The sequence below is a fragment of the Agrobacterium sp. DSM 25558 genome (assembly GCF_900100825.1).
Classification (GTDB): Bacteria; Pseudomonadota; Alphaproteobacteria; order Rhizobiales; family Rhizobiaceae; genus Agrobacterium.
Genome location: NZ_FMUD01000053.1, coordinates 1 through 23,610, shown reverse-complemented (window position 1 = coordinate 23,610; position 23,610 = coordinate 1). Strand labels below are relative to the sequence as shown.

The 23,610-nt window shown below is 58.2% G+C and carries 22 protein-coding genes; 6 read left to right on the top strand and 16 right to left on the bottom strand.

The features are described 5' to 3' along the window. From DSM25558_RS29145 to DSM25558_RS26290, 4 genes are all read right to left on the bottom strand, one after another. On the bottom strand, nt 1–212 hold a 212-nt coding region (locus tag DSM25558_RS29145), incomplete at its 3' end, for a hypothetical protein (protein WP_210189144.1). 640 nt (nt 213–852) lie between these two features. Further along, nucleotides 853–1,194, bottom strand: coding sequence for a RidA family protein (locus DSM25558_RS26300; protein ID WP_067645210.1), 342 nt, complete (start codon nt 1,192–1,194; stop codon nt 853–855). 52 nt (nt 1,195–1,246) lie between these two features. Continuing rightward, nucleotides 1,247–1,585, bottom strand: a complete 339-nt coding sequence (locus DSM25558_RS26295; protein ID WP_077107591.1) for a protein tyrosine phosphatase family protein — start codon at nt 1,583–1,585, stop codon at nt 1,247–1,249. 123 nt (nt 1,586–1,708) lie between these two features. Then, nucleotides 1,709–2,548, bottom strand: coding sequence for a DUF4432 family protein (locus DSM25558_RS26290; RefSeq protein WP_077107590.1), 840 nt, complete (start codon nt 2,546–2,548; stop codon nt 1,709–1,711). Nucleotides 2,549–2,703: 155 nt separating this feature from the next. Between DSM25558_RS26290 and DSM25558_RS26285 the strand changes: the two genes are divergently transcribed. After that, on the top strand, nt 2,704–4,119 hold the full coding sequence (locus DSM25558_RS26285; protein WP_077107589.1) for a L,D-transpeptidase: 1,416 nt from the start codon (nt 2,704–2,706) through the stop codon (nt 4,117–4,119). Between the two features lie 132 nt (nt 4,120–4,251). Here the strand turns inward: DSM25558_RS26285 and DSM25558_RS26280 are convergent, their stop codons facing one another. The 8 genes from DSM25558_RS26280 to DSM25558_RS26245 all read right to left on the bottom strand — a co-directional run bounded on the left by DSM25558_RS26280 (nt 4,252) and on the right by DSM25558_RS26245 (nt 12,872). Further along, on the bottom strand, nt 4,252–5,481 hold the full coding sequence (locus DSM25558_RS26280; protein WP_077107588.1) for an MFS transporter: 1,230 nt from the start codon (nt 5,479–5,481) through the stop codon (nt 4,252–4,254). 48 nt (nt 5,482–5,529) lie between these two features. Beyond that, nucleotides 5,530–6,174, bottom strand: coding sequence for a TetR/AcrR family transcriptional regulator (locus DSM25558_RS26275; protein ID WP_077107593.1), 645 nt, complete (start codon nt 6,172–6,174; stop codon nt 5,530–5,532). A 66-nt stretch (nt 6,175–6,240) separates the two neighbouring features. Then, entirely contained in the window at nt 6,241–6,954 is a 714-nt protein-coding gene (locus tag DSM25558_RS26270) for a ParA family protein (protein ID WP_077107587.1), read from the bottom strand. Nucleotides 6,955–7,250: 296 nt separating this feature from the next. Further along, entirely contained in the window at nt 7,251–8,003 is a 753-nt protein-coding gene (locus tag DSM25558_RS26265; protein WP_077107586.1) for a HugZ family pyridoxamine 5'-phosphate oxidase, read from the bottom strand. Between the two features lie 200 nt (nt 8,004–8,203). Next, a complete protein-coding gene (locus DSM25558_RS26260; protein ID WP_077107585.1) occupies nt 8,204–9,859 on the bottom strand; it encodes a thiamine pyrophosphate-binding protein in 1,656 nt (551 codons plus the stop codon). Next, the gene (locus DSM25558_RS26255) at nt 9,856–11,061 is read right to left on the bottom strand and encodes a succinate--glutarate CoA-transferase (RefSeq protein WP_077107584.1); all 1,206 of its coding nucleotides are present in this window, start codon (nt 11,059–11,061) and stop codon (nt 9,856–9,858) included. Before DSM25558_RS26255 ends, DSM25558_RS26260 begins: the two co-directional genes overlap by 4 nt. A 290-nt stretch (nt 11,062–11,351) precedes the next feature. Next, nucleotides 11,352–11,639 carry a GIY-YIG nuclease family protein gene (locus DSM25558_RS26250; RefSeq protein WP_077107583.1) on the bottom strand — a complete coding sequence of 96 codons (288 nt, stop codon included), beginning with the start codon at nt 11,637–11,639 and terminating at the stop codon, nt 11,352–11,354. Nucleotides 11,640–11,936: 297 nt separating this feature from the next. Beyond that, nucleotides 11,937–12,872, bottom strand: coding sequence for an alpha/beta fold hydrolase (locus DSM25558_RS26245; RefSeq protein ID WP_077107582.1), 936 nt, complete (start codon nt 12,870–12,872; stop codon nt 11,937–11,939). Between the two features lie 119 nt (nt 12,873–12,991). On the opposite strand from DSM25558_RS26245, the gene ettA reads away from it, so the two are divergent. Together ettA and DSM25558_RS26235 are read left to right on the top strand one after the other, a co-directional pair. Then, nucleotides 12,992–14,641 (top strand): energy-dependent translational throttle protein EttA, encoded by a 1,650-nt coding sequence (gene ettA / locus DSM25558_RS26240; protein ID WP_077107581.1) that lies wholly within the window; start codon nt 12,992–12,994, stop codon nt 14,639–14,641. Between the two features lie 184 nt (nt 14,642–14,825). Beyond that, a complete protein-coding gene (locus tag DSM25558_RS26235) occupies nt 14,826–17,159 on the top strand; it encodes a methyl-accepting chemotaxis protein (protein ID WP_077107580.1) in 2,334 nt (777 codons plus the stop codon). Between the two features lie 84 nt (nt 17,160–17,243). Here the strand turns inward: DSM25558_RS26235 and DSM25558_RS26230 are convergent, their stop codons facing one another. Next, entirely contained in the window at nt 17,244–17,708 is a 465-nt protein-coding gene (locus DSM25558_RS26230; protein WP_077107578.1) for a VOC family protein, read from the bottom strand. Nucleotides 17,709–17,807: 99 nt separating this feature from the next. Here DSM25558_RS26230 and soxR point away from each other — a divergent pair, with 99 nt between their 5' ends. The 3 genes from soxR to metF all read left to right on the top strand — a co-directional run bounded on the left by soxR (nt 17,808) and on the right by metF (nt 20,296). Then, entirely contained in the window at nt 17,808–18,257 is a 450-nt protein-coding gene (gene soxR / locus DSM25558_RS26225; RefSeq protein ID WP_077107592.1) for a redox-sensitive transcriptional activator SoxR, read from the top strand. Nucleotides 18,258–18,384: 127 nt separating this feature from the next. Beyond that, nucleotides 18,385–19,398 (top strand): ArsR/SmtB family transcription factor, encoded by a 1,014-nt coding sequence (locus DSM25558_RS26220; protein ID WP_077107576.1) that lies wholly within the window; start codon nt 18,385–18,387, stop codon nt 19,396–19,398. Nucleotide 19,399: 1 nt separating this feature from the next. Next, the gene (gene metF, locus DSM25558_RS26215; protein ID WP_077107575.1) at nt 19,400–20,296 is read left to right on the top strand and encodes a methylenetetrahydrofolate reductase [NAD(P)H]; all 897 of its coding nucleotides are present in this window, start codon (nt 19,400–19,402) and stop codon (nt 20,294–20,296) included. Nucleotides 20,297–20,823: 527 nt separating this feature from the next. Here metF and DSM25558_RS26210 read toward each other — a convergent pair. The 3 genes from DSM25558_RS26210 to DSM25558_RS26195 form a co-directional block, all read right to left on the bottom strand. Next, nucleotides 20,824–22,050 carry a lytic murein transglycosylase gene (locus DSM25558_RS26210; RefSeq protein WP_077107574.1) on the bottom strand — a complete coding sequence of 409 codons (1,227 nt, stop codon included), beginning with the start codon at nt 22,048–22,050 and terminating at the stop codon, nt 20,824–20,826. A 168-nt stretch (nt 22,051–22,218) separates the two neighbouring features. After that, nucleotides 22,219–23,010, bottom strand: a complete 792-nt coding sequence (locus DSM25558_RS26205; RefSeq protein WP_077107573.1) for a glycoside hydrolase family 25 protein — start codon at nt 23,008–23,010, stop codon at nt 22,219–22,221. A 332-nt stretch (nt 23,011–23,342) separates the two neighbouring features. Then, the coding region (locus DSM25558_RS26195; protein WP_143240253.1) for a transposase at nt 23,343–23,610 on the bottom strand (268 nt) is incomplete at its 5' end.

Below are 23,610 nucleotides of genomic sequence, written 5' to 3'. Positions count from 1 at the left end.
ACACAAAAGCTTGCACCAGAGGGTGAAACCGCAACGTCGAGACGCTCCTTCGACACGTCGATACCAACGATAATATCCATCTTATCCCATCCTTGCCTAATCGGGCTTTGCACGCGCAAGCGGCCCTGGCGACTGTTCGGGTTCGATGGAACGGCGGATGCACAACCGGGCTCTGCCACGGGCTTGGTGTCCCTAAGGGGCTTCGGTCTCACATCCGCCACCGCACAGGGCATTAAAACGCCAAAGGACGGCGAAGGGAAGTTACAAGGGGGGTAAGCCCCATCCACAAACCGTCACTTTTCCCACCCCAAAAAATAAATAAAAAAAGTTTTCTCCACGGCCACCAAACCCATGCCTACAATCCCCACACCTTCACGGCTGGAGTGTTTCGCGAGACACTGTCGGGGCAGGTGGAGGGTGGTGATTGGCCGTAGACGTGCGGGTAATCATCAAAGGCAATGCCAGATGGGCCTGCCTGCTTCATCGTCCGAAATTCCGTAAACGGTTTTCGGGCAATGGGGGCAGGCGGTTTACAGGAAGACGACCAAAGCTGGCCCGGTTTCTTCCCGATCCGGTCTGGCTGATTGAAAGATCGGAGGCCACGCAAATGCGGACCGACGACCAACACCATACCAGAGACATTTCCGCATTTGCGTGTGTTCTCAAAGGGGTAACGGCGAAGCAAACCACGGGCAGATGACGTCGCGTGAACGGCGAAGCTTGACCACAAGCAAGGCCGGGGTTTTTGACAGAACGAATAGAAGGCTGGATGAGGGCGCAGGATGTAGCCGATAAGACCAACAACAAAAAAGCCGGCCCCAAGGACCGGCTTTTCCAAAGAAATCAAACCGCTTAGATCGCAGCTGTCACGATGAACTCGACCTTGTAGTCCGGTGTCGCCAGCGCCGCTTCGCTGGTGGCGCGGGCTGGTGGGTTTGCCGGATCGATCCAGCCTTCCCAGACGGCGTTCATTTCGCCAAAGGTGGACATGTCGGAGATGTAGATGATGGTCTGGAGGATCTTCGACTTGTCGGAACCGGCAAGAGCCAGCAGGCGGTCGACTTCGGCGAGAGCGGACTTGCTCTGTTCGGTCACGGATGTGCCTTCACCCACCTGACCGGCGAGGTAGACGGTGTTGCCGTGAACGACTGCGCCGCTCATGCGCTTGCCGGGTTCGATACGCTTGATGCTCATGCTGAAAACTCCTGTTGGTATTTCGGGTAGAATTAACGCGTGCGGATAAAGATCAGCCGCGGATGTGATGGGTCTTTTCGTAGATCGCCGTGGAGCGCGCGCCGGAACGGCAGAAGCCGAGCATCGGGCGCTGAAACTCATCCAGTGCATCGACCATGCCTGCGACCGCATCGGCATCGACGCCAAAGCGACCGACCGGCACATGTGCGACGGCGATGCCGAGTTCTTCGGCGCGTTGGGCAATATCCGCAAACAGCGGCTGGCCGTCTTCTTCACCATCTGGGCGATGGCAGACGATGGATTTGAAACCCAGCGCCTTGACCTCATCAAGGTCTGCAACGCTGATCTGGCCGCTTACGGAATATTCGTCGTCAATGCGCCTGATATCCATTTTCTCGTCCTCCGGTGACCGTGGCAGCCCGGCATAACTTGCCGTGCCGTCCTAAATTTCGCACCCGGTTTAAGGGGTTAAACAGGGTGCGTCAATGATAAGCCATTCCAATTGCGGGCCTGTTCAGAGAATAGAAAAGCGCAGGCCATATGTCCTGTTCTCACCCGGATTCAGCATGTGAAACTCCCCTGCCGCCTCAAGTTCGGAGCGGCTGACCCAGCGGTGCGATACCGGCTCTATGCCCATGACATCTGCCGGGGCCTGCTGGTTTCGCCACATCTGCAAATAGGGAAGCGTATCCGTGCGGAAGCTGACTTTCAGCGTCCGCCCGCCAATGGCTGTAATCGGCCCAAGCATCATGGTGGCCCAACCGTCACCGTCATTTCCCGCTGGCACGCAGAAGACGCCGCCCGGTTCTTCGCCGAAGCGCCAGCCGAATCCACCGCCGTCAAACATCGCGCCTTGCAGCTTCACCGCATCATCGAACAGCCTTGCGCCGACATTCATGTGGTACATGTGAAAGACCGGACGCGCAGCGTCGCTGGTGTTGGTGACGCGGTCGTTGAGGCTGACTTCGCCGGTTTCGCCGTCGATAGTCCACTCTCTTTCCAGAAGCGCGGTGCCGCCATCGGCCAGGACCAGCGGAACCCTTGCCCCGGCATTCGCATTACCTCCCTCAGTAGACCAGCGCGTTATCTCGACAGGGTGGGAGGAAAAAGAACCATGGAGAGGGTATTTTCTTCCGTTCGCGTCACCTTTGATGGGCTCAGGATGGCGGATATGGTCAGGACCGCAGGTGAAGAGAAATCCCTCTAGCGAATGATCGATGCGAGGATCGCCATCGTCGGGGATGGCACGCCCCGGAGCAACATCGATACCATCGACCACGCAGGCACCGATATCGAAAAGGGATGTTTCATCGAGGAAGATGGTGGGGGATTTTCCGGCTTTCAGCGCTCGCATTTTCGCTCCTTCACTGACCTATTGACGTCGCAATCACGCAAAAGCTATCGCAGCGACGGGAAATTAAGATTGCATTAACCGCGAATTCATCTTTTTCACAATAGGGTCAAGATTAACGTGTGTGTATTGGGAAGAACCCAAGGGATCGCAGAATCGTGAAACTTTTAATTAACGCAATGTTCGGTCTCGCTGCCGCGATGACACCCGTCCTCCTGCCTGCTGAGGCCAGCGCGCAGCAACGACAGGTTTATCAGGAACAGCCCATGATGGTCACGCCTGACGGGCGTGTTCTCGATTTCATGCCCGAGCGTGGCGACATCGTCATTAGCCGCGACCGTATGGGCCGCACGGTGTATTTCGACCGTTACGGCAATCTCCTTGCAACGGAAATGCCGCAGGGTGCCGCGCCGCGCCGCCAGGCGCAGCAGGACGTTTATCGCGATCCCTATTCCAATCAGAATGACACCTATTATCCACCGGCACCCAGCCAAAACCGCGCACCCCAGCGTGATTATGGCTATCAGGGCAACGGCAATGGTCAGGACTATCGGCAGTATCGGGGCGATGGCAGCGATATCGACCCTTATACGGGTTCCGTCGCAGGACCCGGTGCCGTTGAAAGCGCGCCGCTTGGCCAGCCCATGCCGGGCGAAAGCACCGTCACCGCCGTGCCGCAGCCAGACCACCTGATCGAGCGGAACCAGCCGGTCACGGCTCCGGTCAACCGCTCTCGCCAGGAAATCGTGGCACTGCAAGTGTTTCTCGACCGAGAAGGCATTTCGCCTGGCGTGATCGACGGCAAGATGGGCGATAACGTCAACAAGGCCATCGCCGCCTGGCAGGACATGACAGGCGACCGTCTGGACCCTAATAATACCGATGATATTCTGGAGCGCCTGCGCAACACTGGCGGTTTGGCGATCGTCGATTATACGATCACCGCAGCAGATGCGGCTGGTCCCTATGTCGCGTCCATTCCTGATGACTACGCCGAAAAGGCGCAGCTTCCGGCCATGGCCTTCACCTCAACTTCAGAGGCGCTGGCCGAGCGTTTTCATATGGATGAAACCTATCTGAAGGAGCTGAACCCCGGCATCGATTTCACCGTTCCCGGCACCATCATCAAGGTCGTTAATCCCGGTGATACCAAAAAGGGTCAGGTTGCCCGCATCGTTGCCCATAAGGGTATCAAGCAGGTGTTTGCCTATGATGAAGCGGGCGTTTTGATCGCGGCTTATCCCGCCACCATCGGTTCTTCGGATACGCCTTCGCCATCCGGCACGCATACGGTCGAACGCATCGCGCTCAATCCCGGCTACACCTATAACCCGAAGATCAACTTCCAGCAGGGCCAGAACAGCCAGATTCTGCAGATTCCACCGGGCCCTAACGGTCCAGTGGGCACGGTCTGGATTGCGTTGTCGAAGCCAACCTACGGCATTCACGGCACACCGGAACCATCCAAAATCGGCAAGACCAACAGCCATGGCTGTATCCGCCTGACGAACTGGGATGCAACGGAACTGGCCAAGATGGTCCGTCCCGGTGTTGTGGTGGAGTTCGCTGAGTAAGAGCAACTCGCTCAACACTCTCTCCAACGTCATCCTCGGGCTTGTCCCGAGGATCTAACGAACCCCAACATTGAACGTGGGTGGATCCTCGCCACAAGGGCGAGGATGACGTCCAAATTATTGGTCCTACCTTCACCCTAATTTAGGCACTCGTTTTCCGGCCCGCCGTTCCGTCAGGAAACATGCGAATGCCATGGCAGGCAGCGCAAAGCCCAGCCATGAGGCAGCGGTCCATTGGCCCTGCGAATAGGCCCAGGCACCGACCGCTGAACCAACGGCACCACCCATAAAGAACGTCGCCATGAAGATGCCGTTGAGGCGGCTGCGGAATTCTGCGCCCAGCGTGAAGATGGCGCGTTGGCCCAAGACCAGATTGGTCGTGACCGCAAAATCCAGCACGATTGCTGCGACGACCAGCAGCGCCAGTGCCAGATGCGAACCTTCGGGTGCGATGTGGGTGATGAGGAATGATGCCATCCCCGCCAGCAGTGCACCCAGCGTTGCGGCCCAAGTCCAGCCTCGGTCAGCCATACGACCCGCAATCGGAGCGGCGACGGCACCTGCCGCACCGGCCAGCGCAAACAGCGCGATTTGAGCTTGTGACAACTGGAAGACCGGACCGCTGAGATAAAGCGGCGTCACCGTCCAGAACAGGCTGAAAGCGGAAAACATGCCTGCCTGATAGATAGCGCGCCGTTGCAGAAGAGGGGTGTTTGCAGCCAGCTTTGCCATGGATGCCAGGAGGGCGCGGTACGGCAGTTTCGCATCCGGCATACGGCGTGGCAGCAGACGATAGAGCACCAGTGCCAGCACGGCCATGACGACAGCCGACATCAGAAACACGCCGCGCCAGGAAACGAGCTCCGACAGCACACTGGATAGGGGACGCGCCAGCATGATGCCAACCATCAGGCCGCTCATAATGCTGCCGACAACCCGGCCGCGACTGGCATCCGGCGTCATATGCGCGGCCAGGGGCAGGATCATCTGCACCGCCACGGAACTGATGCCGACGAGGAAAACAGCCATAAGAAACTGCGATGCGTGCGGTGCCAGTGCTGCCGCAACCAAAGCCGCGACCGCCATGACGACGGTAGTCACGATCAGTTTTCGGTTTTCGATGAGGTCACCCAGCGGCACGACGAACAGCAGCCCCGAGCCGTAACCGATCTGTGTCAGCGTCACGATCAGCCCGGTTGCCCCGGCGGAAAGGCCAAGTTCCGCACCAATGACACCGGCCAGTGGCTGGGCGTAATAAAGGTTTGCCACGATCAAACCGCAGGCACTGGCCAGCAGAAAAATCATCGCGGAAGAGATCGCCTCTTCCTGTGCAGGTTCAGAACCAAGCACTGTAGATGTCATGTCCATTCTCCAAATTAGGAAACATTTGTTTCCAAAATACGCGTAAAATCAGTCGAAAACCTTCATGGCCACATCGACCACAGCTTTGAGTTCCGCTTTCGTCAGGCCGGTCTTGCCCACCACCCGCATGCCGTAAATCAGGCAGAGCACCGTTTTTGCGGAGGCGTCTGCATCCATGGTGTTCGATACCGAGCCATCCGCCTGTCCCTCCCGCACGAGGCGGCCCAGCATGGTCTCGCGCGCGCTGATGGCACCGCGCACGACACGCGCCGTATCTTCATCCAGAGAGGTCAGATCGGCAGCAGCGCCGACGACGAGACAGCCTTGCCCGCCTGACTGTCCCACGCAGGCATCGGCATAAAAATTCATGGCGGCCCGCAGCTTCTCACGCCCGGTTTTGCCGGTTCGAACAGCAGCCTCGAAACGCTGCGTCTGCACCAGCTTGTAGCGCTCGACAGCGGCGATATAGATGTCCTTCTTGTCCCTGAAAGCCTTGTAAAGACTGCCCTGTGTCAGCTCCATCGCCTGCGTCAGATCACCCACGGATGTGGCGTGATAGCCGCGTTCCGAGAACACACCAATGGCCTTGTCGATGGCCAGATCGACATCGAACTCACGCGGGCGGCCGCGCTGGCGAATAGGGTAAGATGGTGATGGGGCGTTGGTCATGGTCGCAATATAGGAAACGATCATTTCCAAATCAAGCAAAATTTTGCGCCCGGTCGCAAAACGTGCCGGGCGCATGAAAGTGTTGGATTATCAGGCCGCTTTGCGACCGAGGAATTTTGCATCGCGGTCAGAACGAACGACGCGAACCGGCATCAGGCGCAAAACCTCGTAGGCAAAGTTGCGCACATTCTCCATCGCCTTTTCGACGTTGCTGACCTTCTGACAGTCCAGCGCTTCGAGCGTGCCGCCGTAATCGAAAATATCCCGGAAGGCGGCGCGCTCGGCAATCGGCGTGTTCAGAACGCGAACGCTCTTTTCCGCCAGCAGCGCTTTGACGAGCAGCATGGAGCGGGTGCTGATCATGGCGTTGACGCGGGTGAGCACGACGGAATGATCGATCTTCATGCCCATCTTTCGGTTGAGAAGCTCGATATGCTCCAGCACTTCGGATGCGCCGCGGGCATCCATGGCAGAGCCCTGAACCGGGATCAGCACATGGTCGGAAATACCGAGCGCCATCGTCAGCAGCGGACTTTTGGTGCCGGGGAGGTCGATGATGAAACAGTCCGTAGTGGCCCTGTTTTCGCGAATATGCGTTTCCATCGACGCCATGGTGATATGGGAGATGACCGAGAGATTTTTCATCTCACCGGACATTTCGGACCAGCGCGAAATCCACAATTGCGGATCGGCATCCAGCACCGTTACGCGGTGACCCATGCGGGCAAGTTCGGTGGCGAGCAGCAGAACGGCCGTGGTCTTGCCAGCGCCGCCCTTGGTATTTGCAAATGTAATAACTGGCATAAGGGCCCCCGAATGCAGAGCCTGAATTCATCGCTCTTCAACGCACCGCGACATTCATGGTGCGATGCATATTGTTAACGAAGATGGTTAACGAAATGGAAATATCGGGCATGGATTGTTGCTTGGGGGTGCGTTTTTGTTCATTGCAACCGGTCGCCACAGGCTGCCCTCATGCTGAGGCGGTGCACAGAGCCCTCGAAGCATCCCTCGGCCTTTGAGGGTCGCGTTGCTCCCACTCCTTCGACAGGCTCAGGATGATGGATGAGGAGTGCTGTCTTCCGAATGCCTTAGCGCTGCTAGTTCGACATTTGAGTCAGCGTCTTCGCAAGTTGATTGGCGTTTTCTACGCGCTCTTCAAACCACAATCGCGCAAGGTCATTCACCGAGGCGAGATTGATCCCATCCGGGTCGATCGACGTGATTTTCCATGCGCCGGATTTTCTGCCTGCCATGGTCGCCAGCCTGGATGCTTCGCCCTTGATAGCATTCAGGCGGGTAACCTCGGCCTCCATCTCATCTGCACCCGAGAGATCCGTGCGCAGATCAGCGGGCGTGATGTTGCTGGCATTGCGGGCAGGGCCGCCATTGATTTGCACGCCTTCGATGTCCAGCCGGTACAGCTGCGTATCCGGCAGGGACAGATAGAGCTTGGCTTTGGGGTAGCGGGCGATATAGCGCGCCTTGGCCAACGGCACCTCGTCATCCACCATCAGCACGGCTTTACCAACCAGCGTCAACCTCGGCAGGGTCAGCGCATCGCCTTTGTTGAAAGGTGCCAGTACCAGCGAAATGCGCGGGTCGGCTTCGATGTTGCGGGCATGCAGGGCAAGGCGGGCGGTGAAGAAGAACGGTGTTCCGTCCGGCTCGACGGCGATGTTGGTGGCGGTGTTGTAGGGATAGCCGCTGTGCGGATCGAGCGTCGCGAGACCGGCGGTGCGGCAGGTGTGCAGGACATCGCGGGCGACACGGACGGCTTCGAAGGGAGCACCGGCTGAGGGTTCGATGGTCGCGGTGCGTGGGGTGATGGGTGGGATTGGTGTGTTTGGCATGATGTTCTCTAACTCCCCTCATTCCTGTCCTTGTGACAGGAATCCAGTCATCGTGCGTCTGCACGATGAGAAGACTCCTCCCAGCCCAAAGACTTGGGCTGACTGGATTCCTGTGACAAGCACAGGAATGAGGGGGAGGGCAAGGGCAAGGGACAAGATTACGTCCGCCCACGAATCTGCGTCAACGGTCTCGCAGACCTTTAGGCTTTATTCCGAATCTGCGTCAGCGTCTTCGCAGGCGTAATGGCCTCCGGGTCCAGCTTCACTTCGATAATCGCAGGCTTGCCGCTGGCACGGGCGCGTTCGTAAGCCTGGCCGAAATCTTCCGTCTTCTCCACTAGCTCACCATGCCCGCCATAGGCTTTGGCGAAGGCGACGAAGTCGGGGTTGACGAGGTCGGTGCCGCTGACGCGGCCGGGATATTCGCGTTCCTGATGCATGCGGATGGTGCCGTAGGTGCCGTTGTTGACCAGCACGGTGATGATCGGCAGGCCGTAGCGCACGGCGGTGATGAATTCCTGCCCGTGCATCATGAAGCAGCCGTCACCGGCAAAGCAGACGACTTCACGTTCCGGGAACAGGTGCTTGGCGGCGACTGCGGCAGGCAGGCCGTAACCCATGGAGCCGGAGGTGGGGGCCGATTGCGTGTTGAAGCGCTGGAAACGGTGGAAGCGGTGCAGCCATGTGGCGTAGTTGCCCGCGCCGTTGGTGAAGATGGCATCAACAGGCGTGTTGGCTTCGATCCAGTCCATGATCGGCCCCATCTGCACCGGGCCGGGGCCGGTCTTTGGTGGGGTGGACCATGTCAGATAGGCGTCGTGCATGGCAGCGGTGCGGTCTGCCCAGACGGGGTTCTGCGGCGCTTCCTCCAGTGTCGAAAGCGCTTCCACAAATTCCGTGGGGGATGCGCAGATCGCAAGGTCTGGCCGGTAGACACGGCCAAGCTCTTCCGCTTGTGGATAGACATGCACCAGCGTCTGGGACGGGTAGGGGATGTCGAGCAGGGTGTAACCGGAGGAGGGCATTTCCGACAGGCGCCCGCCGAGGAGGATGATCAGATCGGATTGCTTGATTTCCTTCGACAGCACCGGGTTGATGCCGATGCCGACATCGCCCGCGTAGGACGGGCTAAGGTGATCGAACAGCGCCTGGCGGCGGAAGGAGCAGCCAACGGGCAGCTTGAAGGTCTCAGCGAATGCCTTGAATTTCGCGACGCTGTCTTCCGTCCAGCGCGTGCCGCCGACGATGACCGTGGGACGCTTGGCAGCGCCCAGCAGCTCTGCGAATTTGGCCATTTGCTTGGGGCCGGGATGGTTTTCGACTGGTGTGTAGGGCTTGGCTTCCGGTGCGTCCACCAGATCGACCAGCATATCCTCGGGCAGGCTCAAGACCACGGGGCCGGGGCGACCGGATGTGGCGACCGCAAAGGCGCGGGTGACGAATTCCGGGATGCGGCGGGCATCATCGATTTCGCCAACCCATTTGGCAAATTCGGTGAAGGCGCGGCGATATTCGACCTCTTGGAAAGCTTCGCGCTCGCGTGCATCGCGCTGCACCTGGCCGATGAAGAGGATCATCGGAATGGAATCCTGCATGGCGATGTGCAGACCGGCGGAAGCATTGGTAGCACCGGGTCCGCGGGTGACCATGCAGATGCCGGGTTCGCCTGTCAGCCGTCCCCAGGTGTCGGCCATCATCGCAGCCCCACCTTCCTGACGGCAGATAACGGTTTCGATGCCGCTTTCGTAGAGCGCATCCAGCACGGCCAGATAGCTTTCGCCCGGCACACAGGAAACGCGCGAAACGCCATTGGCTTTCAGGGCTTCGACAATCAACTGTCCGCCGGTTCTTTTCATGGTGCCAGGTTCCTTTCTATGTCGTCCAACTCCGCCAGCACCTCTGCCTGATGTTCGCCAAGCCGCGGGCTGGGCCGCTCATAGCGCAGAGGTGTTTCCGACAATACGATGGGTGTTCTTACACCAGGAATCACGGTGCCGTCTGCTGCTTGAAGATCAACGCGCAGTCCCCGTGACTGGACTTGAGGATCGGCAAACATTTCCTCGATGGAATTGATGGGTCCGGCGGGAACGGCATTGGTTTCGCAGGCCGTCAGCAGGTCGCGCTTCATCCATTTCAGCGTCTCGGTGGAGACGATCTGCCGGACCTCGACCTTGTGAGCAACGCGCGCCTTGTTGGTCGCATAACGCTCGTCATCTGCGATCGCATCGATGCCGAGGATTTTGCACAGGCGGCGGAACTGCCCGTCATTGCCGACGGCCAGAATGAGGAAGCCGTCGGCGGTTGGCACAACCTCATAGGGCGAGATGTTCGGGTGGGCATTGCCCAGCCGCACGGGGGCCTTGCCGGAAATCAGGTAGTTCATGTTCTGGTTGGCCAGAACGGCGGACTGCACATCCAGCAGCGCCATATCGATATGCTGGCCCTGGCCGGTGCGCATGGCGTGGATGAGGGCGGCCTGAATGGCGGTGACGGAATAGATGCCGGTGAAGATATCGGCAACCGCAACGCCCGCCTTCATCGGCTGGCCATCCGGTTCCCCGGTGATCGACATGAAACCGGACATGCCCTGGACGATGTAATCGTAACCGGCGAAATCCGCGTAAGGGCCGGTCTGGCCGAAGCCGGTGATGGAGCAGTAGATGAGCTTGGGGTTCAGCGCTCGGAGCGACTGGTAATCCAGGCCGTATTTCTCCAGCCCGCCACGCTTGAAGTTTTCGATCACGACATCTGCGGTCTTCACCAGCCTGCGCACCGTCTGGCGACCCTCGTCGGTCTTCAGATCGACGGTGATGGAGCGCTTGCCGCGATTGGTGGAGTGGTAATAGGCGGCGGAAAGATTATCGCCATCAACGCTCTCCACGAAGGGCGGCCCCCAGGCACGGGTATCATCACCACCATCAGGGCTTTCCACCTTGATGACATCGGCCCCCATATCGGCCAGCATCTGCCCGGCCCAGGGACCAGCCAGCACGCGGGCAAGTTCGATGACACGAATGCCAGTCAGCGGCGGTTGTTTTTTCTTGGAAGGTTCGGCCATGTCTTTCTCACAATTTTCAGGAGTTTATAGACGGACGAACTTTTGCGCGCATGTGAAATTATCTCATGACGCCATTCCGATTTGGAAATAAGGTAAACCACTGCGAGGTTTACGAGTGTGACGCGTTCTCGGAAAGGGGCTGAACAGCGAGGCGCAGACCCATTGTGCGCAATATGGCGCTCAGATTTTAGTTCCTGACGGAGGTGTTTGTACTACCGCAAAACTGGCCTCTCAGTTTCAGGCTGGATAGCAGTTCGCGTTAAACACGATTACGGCCATGGATGCCGCTTTTAAAGAAGGTAATGCGCGATATCGGCCCAATCCGGGTTCATGGTCTCGATGAGATCAAGCTTCCATTTTCGAGGCCATTTCTTGATGGTTTTTTCACGGGAAATCGCATCTGTTATGAGATCATGTGTCTCGAACCAAACGAGCGTCTTGGTGCCATATTTGCTTGTGAAGCCGGGCGTCAGATTGTTTTGGTGTTCGTACAGACGATGCGCTAGATCGCTGGTGACCCCGGTGTATAGAGTACCATTACGCTTCGATGCCAGAATATAGACATAGCCTTGTCGCATTGCCAATGGATTGCATACTTGTAAAAAGCACGCAAAGGTTAAATCGTGTAACGCGGTCTCGCGACACTTGAGCCACTGTTGGCTTGCCTAAACGAAGAGGCCAGTTTAACGCAAAACTCTCACCTCCGTCACCCCGGACTTGATCCGGAGCCCAGTAGACGCGCGTCTGCGCGGCGAAAGAGTCTTTCACCCCAAGGCTTGGGGTGACTGGACCCCGCAGCAAGTGCGGGGTGACGGAAGGAGGGGACGTTGCCGCTGGAAACTGTTATCCGAGTGCTGCGTGACGGAAGAGCGGGACTATAGCGTCACAACCTTCCTCGCCCACGCCGCGAAATCGGCTGCCGGAACTTCCCAGTTGATTTCGTGCAGGGTTTCGTGGCGCATGCCGGGGTAGATCGTGTCTTCTACCCGCGTAAAGCCTGCATCGCGGAATTGTTTTGCCAGCCAGACGATTTCGCGGCCATTGTTGGTGGCGGCGTCTTCGTTGCCGCTGACCAGGAGGATGGGTAGGTCTTTTGGCAGGCGGGACAGGAGTTTCGGGCCGCGATAGGACATCTCGAAGACGTCTTGCCACAGCGAGACGCTGGCTTCGAACTGGCAGAGCGGGTCGCCGACATAAGCATCGACTGCCGCCTTGTCGTGGCTCAGCCAATCGGCCACCGTGCGTTTTTCCGGCATCTTGCTGTTCCAGATGCGGAAGGTCGCTTTGGGCAGGATGGCGCTTGGGACGTCCGAGCCTTTCAGCATTTTCTCGATGCGCAGAACGGCTTGCGCCAGGCGGCCCATGATGCCCGGGTTGAGGTTGGAGTTCCAGATCGACAGGGCATCGAAGCTGCCGGGATTGCTGACGGCGGTGTTGAGCGCAATGAGGCCGCCCATGGAGTGGCCGAACAGGATGACGGGCAGGCCGGGGTGGCGTTCGCCAACCATTGTGCGCATGGCCATGACATCGCTGATGACCTTGGTGACTCCGTCTTTCCAGGCGAAACGGCCGATGGGGGCGTCGTCTGCCTTCGTGCGGCCGTGGCCACGATGGTCGTGGGCGTAGACCTCGAAGCCCTGTTGCGCCATGACATCGGCAAAGCGGCGGTATCGGCCCGCATGTTCCACCAGTCCGTGGCAAATCATCAGGACGCCTTTTGGCTGGCCATGCGCTGGCTCATGCCGGTAGGCGATGGATGAGCCTGACGGACTTGCCAGCCGATTGATTTCACTGAAGGGCATATCGTCCATTCATCTCTCCTCAGCGGTGCTTATTGTTGGGCAAGAGGTTGCTCCCAGGCCCTATTTACCCTACATAGCGGCAAATTTCCCATTCGAATTTTCAAATCTGACGCGGAGCATTCGCTACAATGGCACGTCAATTCATCTACCACATGTCGGGGCTGAACAAGGCTTACGGCGCCAAGAAAATCCTTGAAAACGTCAACCTGTCCTTCTACCCGGATGCCAAGATCGGTATTCTCGGCCCCAACGGTGCCGGTAAGTCCACGGTGCTGCGCATCATTGCAGGTCAGGACAAGGAATTCACCGGTGAAGCGTGGCTTGCCGAAGGTGCGACCGTTGGTTACCTGGAGCAGGAACCGCATCTGGACGAGACCAAGACGGCGTTCGAAAACGTCATGGTGGGTGTGGCCGACAAGACGGCCGTGCTTGAGCGCTACAACGAACTGATGATGAACTACTCCGACGAAACTGCTGACGAAGGTGCCAAGCTTCAGGACATCATTGACAGCCAGAACCTGTGGGATCTGGAACAGCAGGTCGAAATGGCGATGGAAGCCCTGCGCTGCCCGCCCAAGGAATCGGACGTTTCCCTGCTGTCCGGTGGTGAGCGCCGTCGTATCGCGCTGTGCCGTCTGCTTCTGTCCAAGCCGGACCTGTTGCTGCTTGACGAACCGACCAACCACCTTGACGCCGAAACCATCGCATGGCTCGAAAAGCACCTGCGCGATTACCCCGGTGCCGTGATGATGATTACCCACGATAGATACTTCCTGGATAACGTTACCGGCTGGATTCTCGAGCTCGACCGTGGCCGTGGCATTCCTTACGAGGGCAACTACTCGGCTTACCTGACGGCGAAGGCCAAGCGCATGCAGCAGGAAGCCCGCGAAGACGCAGGCCGCCAGAAGGCGATCAGCCGAGAACAGGAATGGATTGCATCCAGCCCGAAGGCACGTCAGGCCAAGTCCAAGGCGCGTATCAAGTCCTACGAACAGCTGGTGGATGCCGCCGACAAGCAGCGTCCCGGCGACGCGCAGATCATCATCCCGGTTTCCGAGCGTCTCGGCCAGGTGGTCATCGAGATGGAAGGCATCGTGAAGGGCTTTGAAGGCCGCACGCTGATCAACGATCTCTCGATCAAGCTGCCACCGGGCGGTATCGTCGGTATCATCGGTCCCAACGGTGCCGGTAAGACGACGCTGTTCAAGATGATCACCGGTCAGGAAAAGCCCGATAGCGGTTCGGTTCGCATCGGCGAGACCGTGCAGCTTGGCTATGTCGACCAGAGCCGCGATGCTCTCGACGGTTCCAAGACCGTGTGGGAAGAAATCTCAGGCGGTGCCGAAATCATCAAGCTCGGCAAGTTCGACATGAACTCACGGGCCTATTGCGGTGCCTTCAACTTTAAGGGTGGCGACCAGCAGCAGAAGGTTGGCAACCTCTCCGGTGGTCAGCGCAACCGCGTGCACCTGGCGAAGATGCTGAAGGCGGGCGGCAACGTTCTCCTCCTCGACGAACCGACCAACGACCTTGATACGGAAACACTCGGCGCTCTGGAAACGGCACTCGAAAACTTCGCCGGCTGCGCCATCATCATCAGCCATGATAGAATGTTCCTCGACCGCCTTGCCACGCATATCCTCGCTTTCGAAGGCGACGGCCATGTGGAATGGTTCGAAGGCAACTTCGAAGACTACGAACAGGACAAGGTCCGCCGTTTGGGTGCAGATGCGCTCAACCCGGGCAGTCAAGCGTATAAGCGTTTGACGCGCTGATCAAACTATCCGCTGCGAATAATGGGAGAGGGACGGATGGTTCCTCTCCTTTTGTATTTCTGAGCTGGCGGATGCACCGCGTATTGTGTAGTCAAATGAATTAATTACGCTGTGCTTTTAAACGGTTTACTGTTTTTTTAGTGGGCTATGTCAGATTTCACCATCTTCGTTTGGTGGGGCTGACATGTTATCTATTCGAAATGCTTTGACGGGTGCTTTCGTCGTTGTCAGCGTTGCGCTGGCAGGTATGGTTGGTAAATCGACCTTCAATGCCTATTCTCTTTATCAATCACAGACGATGGCCGCCGACCTGACGAGTGTCGACAAGGCGCTGTTCAACACGCTTCTTGCTTTTCGCAGCGAGCGTGGTGACAGCGGCACCGCGCTACAGCTTCCGCGTTCTGCCGCGACGGCAACACTTGAAAGCGTGAAGACCGCGCGTGGCAAGGTCGATGCGGGCATGGCCGCTGCGGTCTCCGCCATGGGCAATGTCAGTTCCGCAGACGTCACCTCGGCTTTCAACAACACCAAAGCGATCTATGACCGTGTGGTCGCCCAGCGTCAGAAGATCGATGCGGCTTTGACGCTGGAGCCTGACGCCCGTCCCAAAGATGTCGCAGGCCAGTCCTTCGATCTCGGTACCGAGTTTCTGGCAGGACTTGAAAAGGCGTCCATCGCTGTCGAAAGTGGCATCCGTACCGCCGATCCGACGATGGTTGGGCTGGTGCAGACGCGAGCCTTCGCCTGGGCAGCGCGCTCCAACGGCGGCACATCGGCTGTCGTCATGAACGTTCCTATTGGCGGCAAGCGCCCCTTCAGCAGTGAAGAGACCTTGAAACTTGCGGGCAGCGACGCCGCAATGGCGATGGCCTGGAGCTCGGTGAAGGTGCTCGTTGATCATCCAAGCACGCTGCCAGAGCTCAAAAACGCCGTTGCTGCGGCTGAAACCGGCTATTTCTCCGGTGATCTTTCCAAGTGGCGTGCCGATATCATCAGCAAGATGCGTGATGGGCAGGTGAGCCCTGTCGGCATCGACGAATGGCGCGAGAAAATCACCGCCGCACTCGGCACTGTTGCTGCGGTGGCATCGCTGGCGATGGACGAGTTGACTGCACAGGCCACCGCCCAGAGAGATGCAGCCCTTGCTTCCCTGATCATCTACGGCGGCATGCTGGGCATGACGCTGGCGGTTGCTGCGGCCGGAATGTACATCGTGATGGGTCGCGTCGTTCGACCGATTTCCCGTCTGACCGCCTGCATGGGTTCGTTAGCCGCTGGCAATCTTGATGTCACCATTCCCGGTTCGAACCGTCAGGACGAAATCGGCGGCATGGCGCGCTCTGTGGAGGTGTTCCGCGAAGCGGCCATTCGCAACAAGCAGCTTGAGGCCGAGGCCGAAATCAACCGCAAGCGTTCGGAAGACGAGCGTGAGGCCATGCAGCGTGCGGCGGAAGCCGAAACCGAAGCGCGTCTGGTGCAGGCCACCAGCACTTTTGCGGCCAGCATGAAGCGTCTTGCATCGGGTGACCTTCTCTGCGAATTGCACGAGCCGCTGACATCGCAGTTCGAAACATTGCGGGTAGACTTCAACAGTTCGGTTCGCCAGTTGCGCGAGACGCTGGCCAGCGTTGGCCAGTCGGTCTCGACAGTGACGAGCGGCTCGCACGAAATCTCGTCCGCATCGGATGATCTGGCCAAACGCACTGAGCAGCAGGCAGCATCGCTGGAAGAAACGGCGGCGGCGCTTGAACAGATCACCGCCAATGTGACCTCGACATCGAAACGCTCTGCCGAAGCTCGTGGCGTGGTGCGGACTGCAAAGGAAAAGGCAAGCAATTCCGGCGATGTGGTTCGCAATGCGGTTGCGGCGATGGAGAAGATCGAAAATTCCTCCAAGCAGATCGGTCAGATCATCGGCGTCATCGACGAGATTGCCTTCCAGACCAACCTTCTGGCGCTGAACGCCGGTGTGGAAGCAGCGCGTGCCGGTGAAGCAGGCAAGGGCTTTGCCGTTGTCGCGCAGGAAGTGCGCGAATTGGCGCAGCGGTCTGCCAAGGCTGCCAAGGAGATCAAGGAGTTGATCAGCAACTCTGCGATTGCCGTGGGTGAGGGTGTGCGTCTGGTGAGTGATACGGGGGCCGGGCTTGGCGAGATCGCCGAACTGGTACAGACGGTCAACGTCCATATGGAGGCGATTGCCACGGCTGCACAGGAACAGTCCTCTGGGCTTGCCGAAGTCAACACGGCGGTCAACCATATGGACCATGCGACGCAGCAGAATGCGGCTATGGTCGAAGAAATGAACGCCGCCGGTGCGTCGCTTGCCCAGGAAAGCGCCAACCTGAACGGCCTTCTTTCGAACTTCCAGCTGGGTCAAACGGATGCCCGCAGGCAGGCCGCTGCCACACGCTCGGTACCTCAGCCCGCGCGCCCGGCGGCCAGCCCTGCACGCCGCAGCGTTCCTGTCAGCCATGGCAATGCCGCGCTGGCGGTGACATCGGACTGGGAAGAGTTTTGAGTTTAGCAGACGAAAGTTTGAGAGAGGCGGCGATGGCCGCCTCTTTTGCTATGTAATCTCGCATCGTCAATAGATGCTGTCGCGCTAGCCTTTCGCTAGCCCGTTCCACTCCGAAAGCGTCATGATCCCGTGAATGTCGGGGCGAGCCTTTTCGGGCAAAATCGCGATGTATTCCAGGGAATGTCCGTCAAGGTCGTGGAAATAGACGCTGACTGCGGGCATCCAGGGGAAGACAATGGGCTCATCGATCTCTGTGCCTCCGCCGCTTCTCGGAACTATGCCTTTCGAGCGCAGGGAGGCGGGCGATGCGATGACTTGGTCGATTGTGGTTCGAAAGGCGATGTGCAGTTTCATCTGCATGGGGGAACTGTGGATCGACCAGAGGCCGAGCATGGATGTCTCGCGGCCACCGACCCAGAAGAAGGCGACGTTTCTGTCCGGAATTCTGTGCGCCAGTTCCAAGCCGACGACATCGCGGTAGAAATCGATCGAACGATCGAGATCCGAGACTGTCAGATGCGTCTCGTAAAGTCCTTTGATTGAGATCATGGGTCAACTCCTGTTGGTCGTTCTGAACGCCGTTGTCTGACGCTTGATTGATGAGCTGATAGGGTTCATACGACCTCAACTATGGTTGAGGTCAAGGGCATGGCTGTAAAATTGGATATCCATCGCGAACTGTCGGTCGGTGAGGTCGCCAAGCGCTGCGGCGTTGCGGTGTCCACGATCCATTTCTATGAGGCGAAAGGCTTGTTGTCGGCTTCTCGCAATTCCGGAAACCAGCGGCGTTACCCGCGAGAGGTTTTGCGTCGTGTCGCCGTCATCAAAATTGCCCAGCAGGCGGGTATTCCGCTTGCGGACATCCGACAGGCGTTATCGTCGCTGCGAAACGGGCGAACGCCGAATGCCGAGGACTGGAAAAACCTTGCGAGTGCATGGCGCGCCGAGCTGCAAAAGCGGATCAATAAGCTGACGCAATTGAGAGATAATCTGGAAGGATGCATCGGATGCGGATGCCTGTCCGTAAAGGATTGTCCCTTGCGCAATCCCGGTGACGTGCTGGGCGCAGGCGGCGTAGGTGCCGTGCTGCTTGAATGACTAGCCTGCCTATTGCACGATTCAGAATTGGCTCGATTTTCTGTTGAGAGACCCCGCTGCCATCTTGCATATCCTCGCTAATCGTATAAACATATCTTTATATGTTGATTGGCTTGAGGTTTGTGAATTGGCTCTAGGGCTTGATAATCTGGTGGGGCTGTTGAAGGCTGCGGGGGAGCCGACGCGGTTTCGGTTGTTGGCGCTGTTGGGCGCGGGCGATCTGACCGTGACGGATCTGACCGAGATTCTCGGTCAATCGCAACCGCGTATTTCGCGGCACCTGAAGCTTCTGGCCGAGGAAGACCTGATCGACCGTTATCAGGAAGGTGCCTGGGCATACTTCCGTTTGAAGCAGGATGGCAAGGCCGCAGAGCTGGTCAAACAGCTTCTTTCCGTCGCGTCTCCTAACGACGCCGTTCTTTTGCGGGATTTCGAGCGTCTTTCCTCTGTCAAGCGGGTAAGGGCGGAGCGGGCGCAAGATTATTTCAGCCGCAATGCCTCCGCTTGGGACGAGCTTCGCCGTCTGCATGTCAGCGATGACGCAGTGGAAAGTGCGCTTTCGAAACTGATTGGCACGACGCCTGTCGATTCCATGCTGGATCTTGGCACCGGCACGGGCCGTATTCTTCAGCTTCTCAGCGGTATTTACCGCCGTGCGATCGGCATCGATGCCAGCCGCGATATGCTGGCGGTCGCGCGCTCCAATCTCGACAAGGCTGGCGTGGCACATGCGTCCGTGCGCCATGGCGACATCCTGAACCTGCCGCTGGAGAGCCAGGATTTCGATCTGGTGGTGGTTCATCAGGTGCTGCATTTCCTCGACCATCCCGAAATGGCGCTTGCCGAGGCGGCACGCATGCTGCGCCCGAATGGCCGGTTGGTGATCATTGATCTGGCACCGCACACGCTGGAATATCTGCGGGAAGACCATGCGCATGTTCGTCTTGGTTTTTCGCATCAAACCATGGAAGAGTGGCTGAAAAAGGCAGGGCTTTTGCCGGAGAAGGCGGTCGATCTGCATTCCGGCAACGCCTCTGCTCAGTCGCTCGATGTAACAATTTGGGTTGCGCGCGATCCGCGTCTGCTGATTGCGGGCGAACAGGTCATCGACGCACCGCTTCTTTCAGCCGGGAGGGCATGACATGACAAAAACAGAGGCAGACCGCCAGACAAGCGGAAATTTCAAGCTCTCCTTCGAGTTCTTTCCGCCCAAGAATGCGGATATGGACGTGCAGCTTTGGGAGACGGTTGAGGAGCTTTCGCGCTGGAACCCGGACTTCGTTTCCGTGACCTATGGTGCTGGCGGAACGACAAAGGCACCGACGCTGGTTGCCGTCGACCGGATGATCTCCGTGGCCGGTTTGTCGACGGCCTCTCACCTGACCTGTGTGGATGCCAGCAAGCAGGAAGTGCACGATGTCGTGGAAGAGCTGCGCGGTATTGGCGTCAAGCATTTCGTAGCTTTGCGCGGTGACCCGTCAACTGGCCCCGGCACGGCCTACAAGCCACACCCTGAAGGCTACGAGAATGCCGCAGCGCTGGTTCGCGGTCTGCGCGAGATCGATGACTTTCAGATTTCGGTCTCGGCTTATCCTGAGAAACATCCGGAAAGCGAAAGCACCGATGTCGATATCGATATGCTCAAGCGCAAGGCCGATAACGGTGCGACGCGCGCGCTGACGCAATTCTTCTTCGATAATGCGATGTTCGAGCGGTATATGGAGCGGGTTACCAAGGCTGGCATCACCATTCCGGTCGTTCCCGGCATCATGCCCATTCAGAACCTGACGCAGTTGAAGCGGTTTGCCGGGCGTTGTGGCACGAGTATTCCAGCTTTTCTCGATGAGCGATTTGCCGGTTACGATGAAAATCCGGTCGAGCGTGCGAAGGTTGCGGCGGATGTCGCTGCCGAGCAGATTCTCGATCTGCAAAGCAAGGGCATCAACGAGTTTCATCTCTACACCATGAACCGTGCGCCGCTGGTGAATGCGGTTCTGGAAAATGTCGGCTTTCGACCTTTGAAACAATCGGCTGCCTAAACAGCATCCACTCCCATATGAAAAAAGCGCAGGTCCCGAAAACCTGCGCTTTTTTAATGGCTTATGATAATCAACGACTGGGTGTGCGTGTTAAACCCCAAAGTCGCTTGTCAGATGAATAGCATCACTCCGACAAACGCAAACGCTACACCGACTGCTAAGGCATTAAGAGAATTTGATAGTGCCATGCTCTGCCTCCATTGTGTTGACAGTAATCATTATGACCGTTTTGTGTCTCTTGGAAAGCGGTTTCTATGATGCAGTGCACACGAAAGAGCGAGTATTTTCCGTCGCTTGGCCTCAATGCGTTGAAAAACAACTTATATTACGGTTTGAAAAATTCGGTGCGAGTAGGCCACAAACGTAAACGGCCATGGTTAATGCCATGGCCGTTTTATGACTTTCCGTCATGCCGGACTTGATCCGGCATCTAGCAGCACCGAGTCTGCGGTGCATAAGAGTCCTTTTACCTGACGGACGTCAGGTCTCTGGTTCCCGGATCAAGTCCGGGATGACGGGGAGACCGATCAGAGAGCGTCGAGCAGCGCGCGGGTTGGCCAGCCATCGGCGGGCAGGCCGAGGCGCTGCTGTTCGCGCTGAACGGCAATGCGCGTGCCGGAGCCGAGGATGCCATCGATCTTGCCGACATCATGGGTCTTCGCGTCGAGCTTGGTCTGCAGTTCCTTCATGGCGGTATCGTCAAGGCCGGGCTCAGGATTGCCCTTGGCATAAACCGGCGCGCCCATGAAGCGGGTCGCGAAATAGGCGGCTGACGTGGTGTAAATGAAGGACTGGTTCCATTCCAGGTAGATGTTGAAGTTGGGGTAGGTGATGAAGGCAGGGCCCTTGCGGCCCTGGGGCAGGATGAGCGCTGCGGGCAGGGTGCCGAAGGTCTTGTTGCCATCCTTGGGGGTGACGCCGAGGTTGAACCATTCGTTCGCCGTCAGCGTGCCGCCAAGACCGGATTTTTCCCAGGGCAGGTTCTCAGGTACGGAGACTTCCTGAATCCAGGGCTCGCCCTTCTTGAAGCCGAGATGCTGGATGAACTTTGCAGCCGTCAGAATGGCATCCGGGCTGCTGGACTTGACGTTGACGTGGCCATCGCCATCACCATCCACGCCGAAAGCAATGATATCCTTCGGCAGCATCTGCACCTGACCGATTTCACCAGCCCATGCGCCGGTGTTGGTGGCCGGGTCGAGATCGCCATGCTGAACCATTTCGGTGAGCGCGATGAGCTGCGGGCGGAACAGTTCTGGGCGGCGGCAGTCATGTGAAAGCGTCACGAGCGCGTTGCGGGTGTTGAAATCACCCTGAACGGCACCGAAGTCCGTTTCCATGGCCCAGAAGGCGGCAATGACGCCTGCGGGTACGCCGAATTCGTCTTCTGCGCGCTTGAAGGTGGTGTTCAGCTCCTGGATTTTTTTGCGGCCCATATCAAGCCGGCCCTGGCTAACGGTGCGCTGGGAAAATTCAAGGAAGGTCTGCCGGAAGACGCCCTGGGCACGGTCACGCGACAGGACCTTTTGGTCGATCTGTGCGCCAGCCAGCGCCTTGTCCACGGCTTCTGCCAGCACGCCCTTGCCGACGGCTTCGGTCTTTACGCCTTGCAGGAAGGTGTTGAGATCGCCACCGCAGGTGACCTGCTTCGGGTCATCCGGCGAAGCCACGGGGGTGACGGCGAGTGCCGAGCCGCAGGACAATGTAAAAACGGTGGCAGCAAGTGCAAAGCTGCGTGGCGAAAAGCTGAACATCAGAATTCCTCGAATGTGCGATTTAGACCATGCGTTCGCCAAATTTTATGGCAGAAGCGTGGGCAAGACAGTGGAAATGCGTCAACAGACGTTTGTTTCCAACGTCATGCGATCAATTCACAGCACATCTGCTGGAATTGCCGCAAAAATCAAGTTGAAATCTCTGAATCAGCCGCGCGGCTGGTTGGCGGATGCCACCCATGTGCGCCAGTTCTTTTCCGTGCCAGCGAAGACATTGATGTCTGTCGGCGTGGAGATGCCGGGGATGACGCCGGTGCCGGTATATTGCCAGAAGGCCCATTGGCGATCGCTATAGATTTGTGCCGGGTGGGCGGCGACGGAGCGGACCCAGAACGGGTAGTTCTTGAACTGGCCGACCAGATTATCGCGGTGGAAATCGACGCTGGTGTAGATGATCGGGCGCTTGCCGTAATGGCGTTCGATGCGGGTGAGGAACTGCTGGATCTCGGCGCGGACCACATCCGGTGAAGGCCGTGTCTTGCAGGTGGGGGAAGCGGGGTTCCATTCCACGTCCAGTACCGGCGGCAGCTTCATGGATTCTTTCGGAACGCTGCGAATGAACCAGTCGGCCTGCGCATCCGCCGAGGCGCAGAAGTAATAGAAATGATAGGGCGCGTGCGGCACACCCGCGGCTGAGGCTTCGCGCCAATATTCATCGAAGCGCGCATCGATGCGGTCCGTGCCTTCGGTTGCCTTGATGAAGGCAAAGGACACGCCGGATTTGCGGACCGTCGCCCAGTCGATATCACCATTCCACTTGGATACGTCGATGCCGTGTACATCATGCTTGTGCGGAGAGCGCGCGCCGAAATCCTGCGGATCATTATCCTTGAAGCGCGGCTTCGCGACGGACGCCGTTTCGAGGAAATCGTAACTGGTGGAGGTGCAGCCGCTCAACAGGAGGATGGACGCGAAAAGAGCCGGAAGTAGCCGCTGCATGATGATCCCAGTGAAACGAATGAAAGCCCCGCCGGCTGCCTGGTGAGAAGCGCCGTAATCTCCTGTTTACCATAACAGGGTAAACAAGCCGTTATGGCAAGATGGGCGGCGGGAAATTCTGTCGTTCATGGTCGCGTGGGACCAGCGTATGGCAGTGGGTGTGGCTTACCCCCCTCTGTCCTGCCGGACATCTCCCCCACAAGGAGGGAGATTGGCTGGACGCTTGCTCACCGCTCTGTCTGCAGCGTTAAAGATGGGCGAGACCTCTCCGCGATTCGATCTCCCCACCTGAGGGGGAGATGTCCGGCAGGACAGAGCGACTGTCTTGGCAGTCAAGCGTTTTGCCATGGTTTATTTTCCCGGATGATGGCGTTGAGGATGGTGAGAAGCTTGCGCATGGTGGCGACAATGGCGACGATCTTGGGCTTGCCGGATGCCACGAGGCGATCGCGGAAGGCTTTGAGGAACGGATTGTGACGGGACGCAACCAGTGCCGCCATGAACAGGACAGCCCGCACCTTCGAGCGCCCGCCACCGATAAAGCTCTTGCCTTTCCACTTGCCCGATTGCCGCGTCCATGGTGTTGCCGCGTCCATGGTG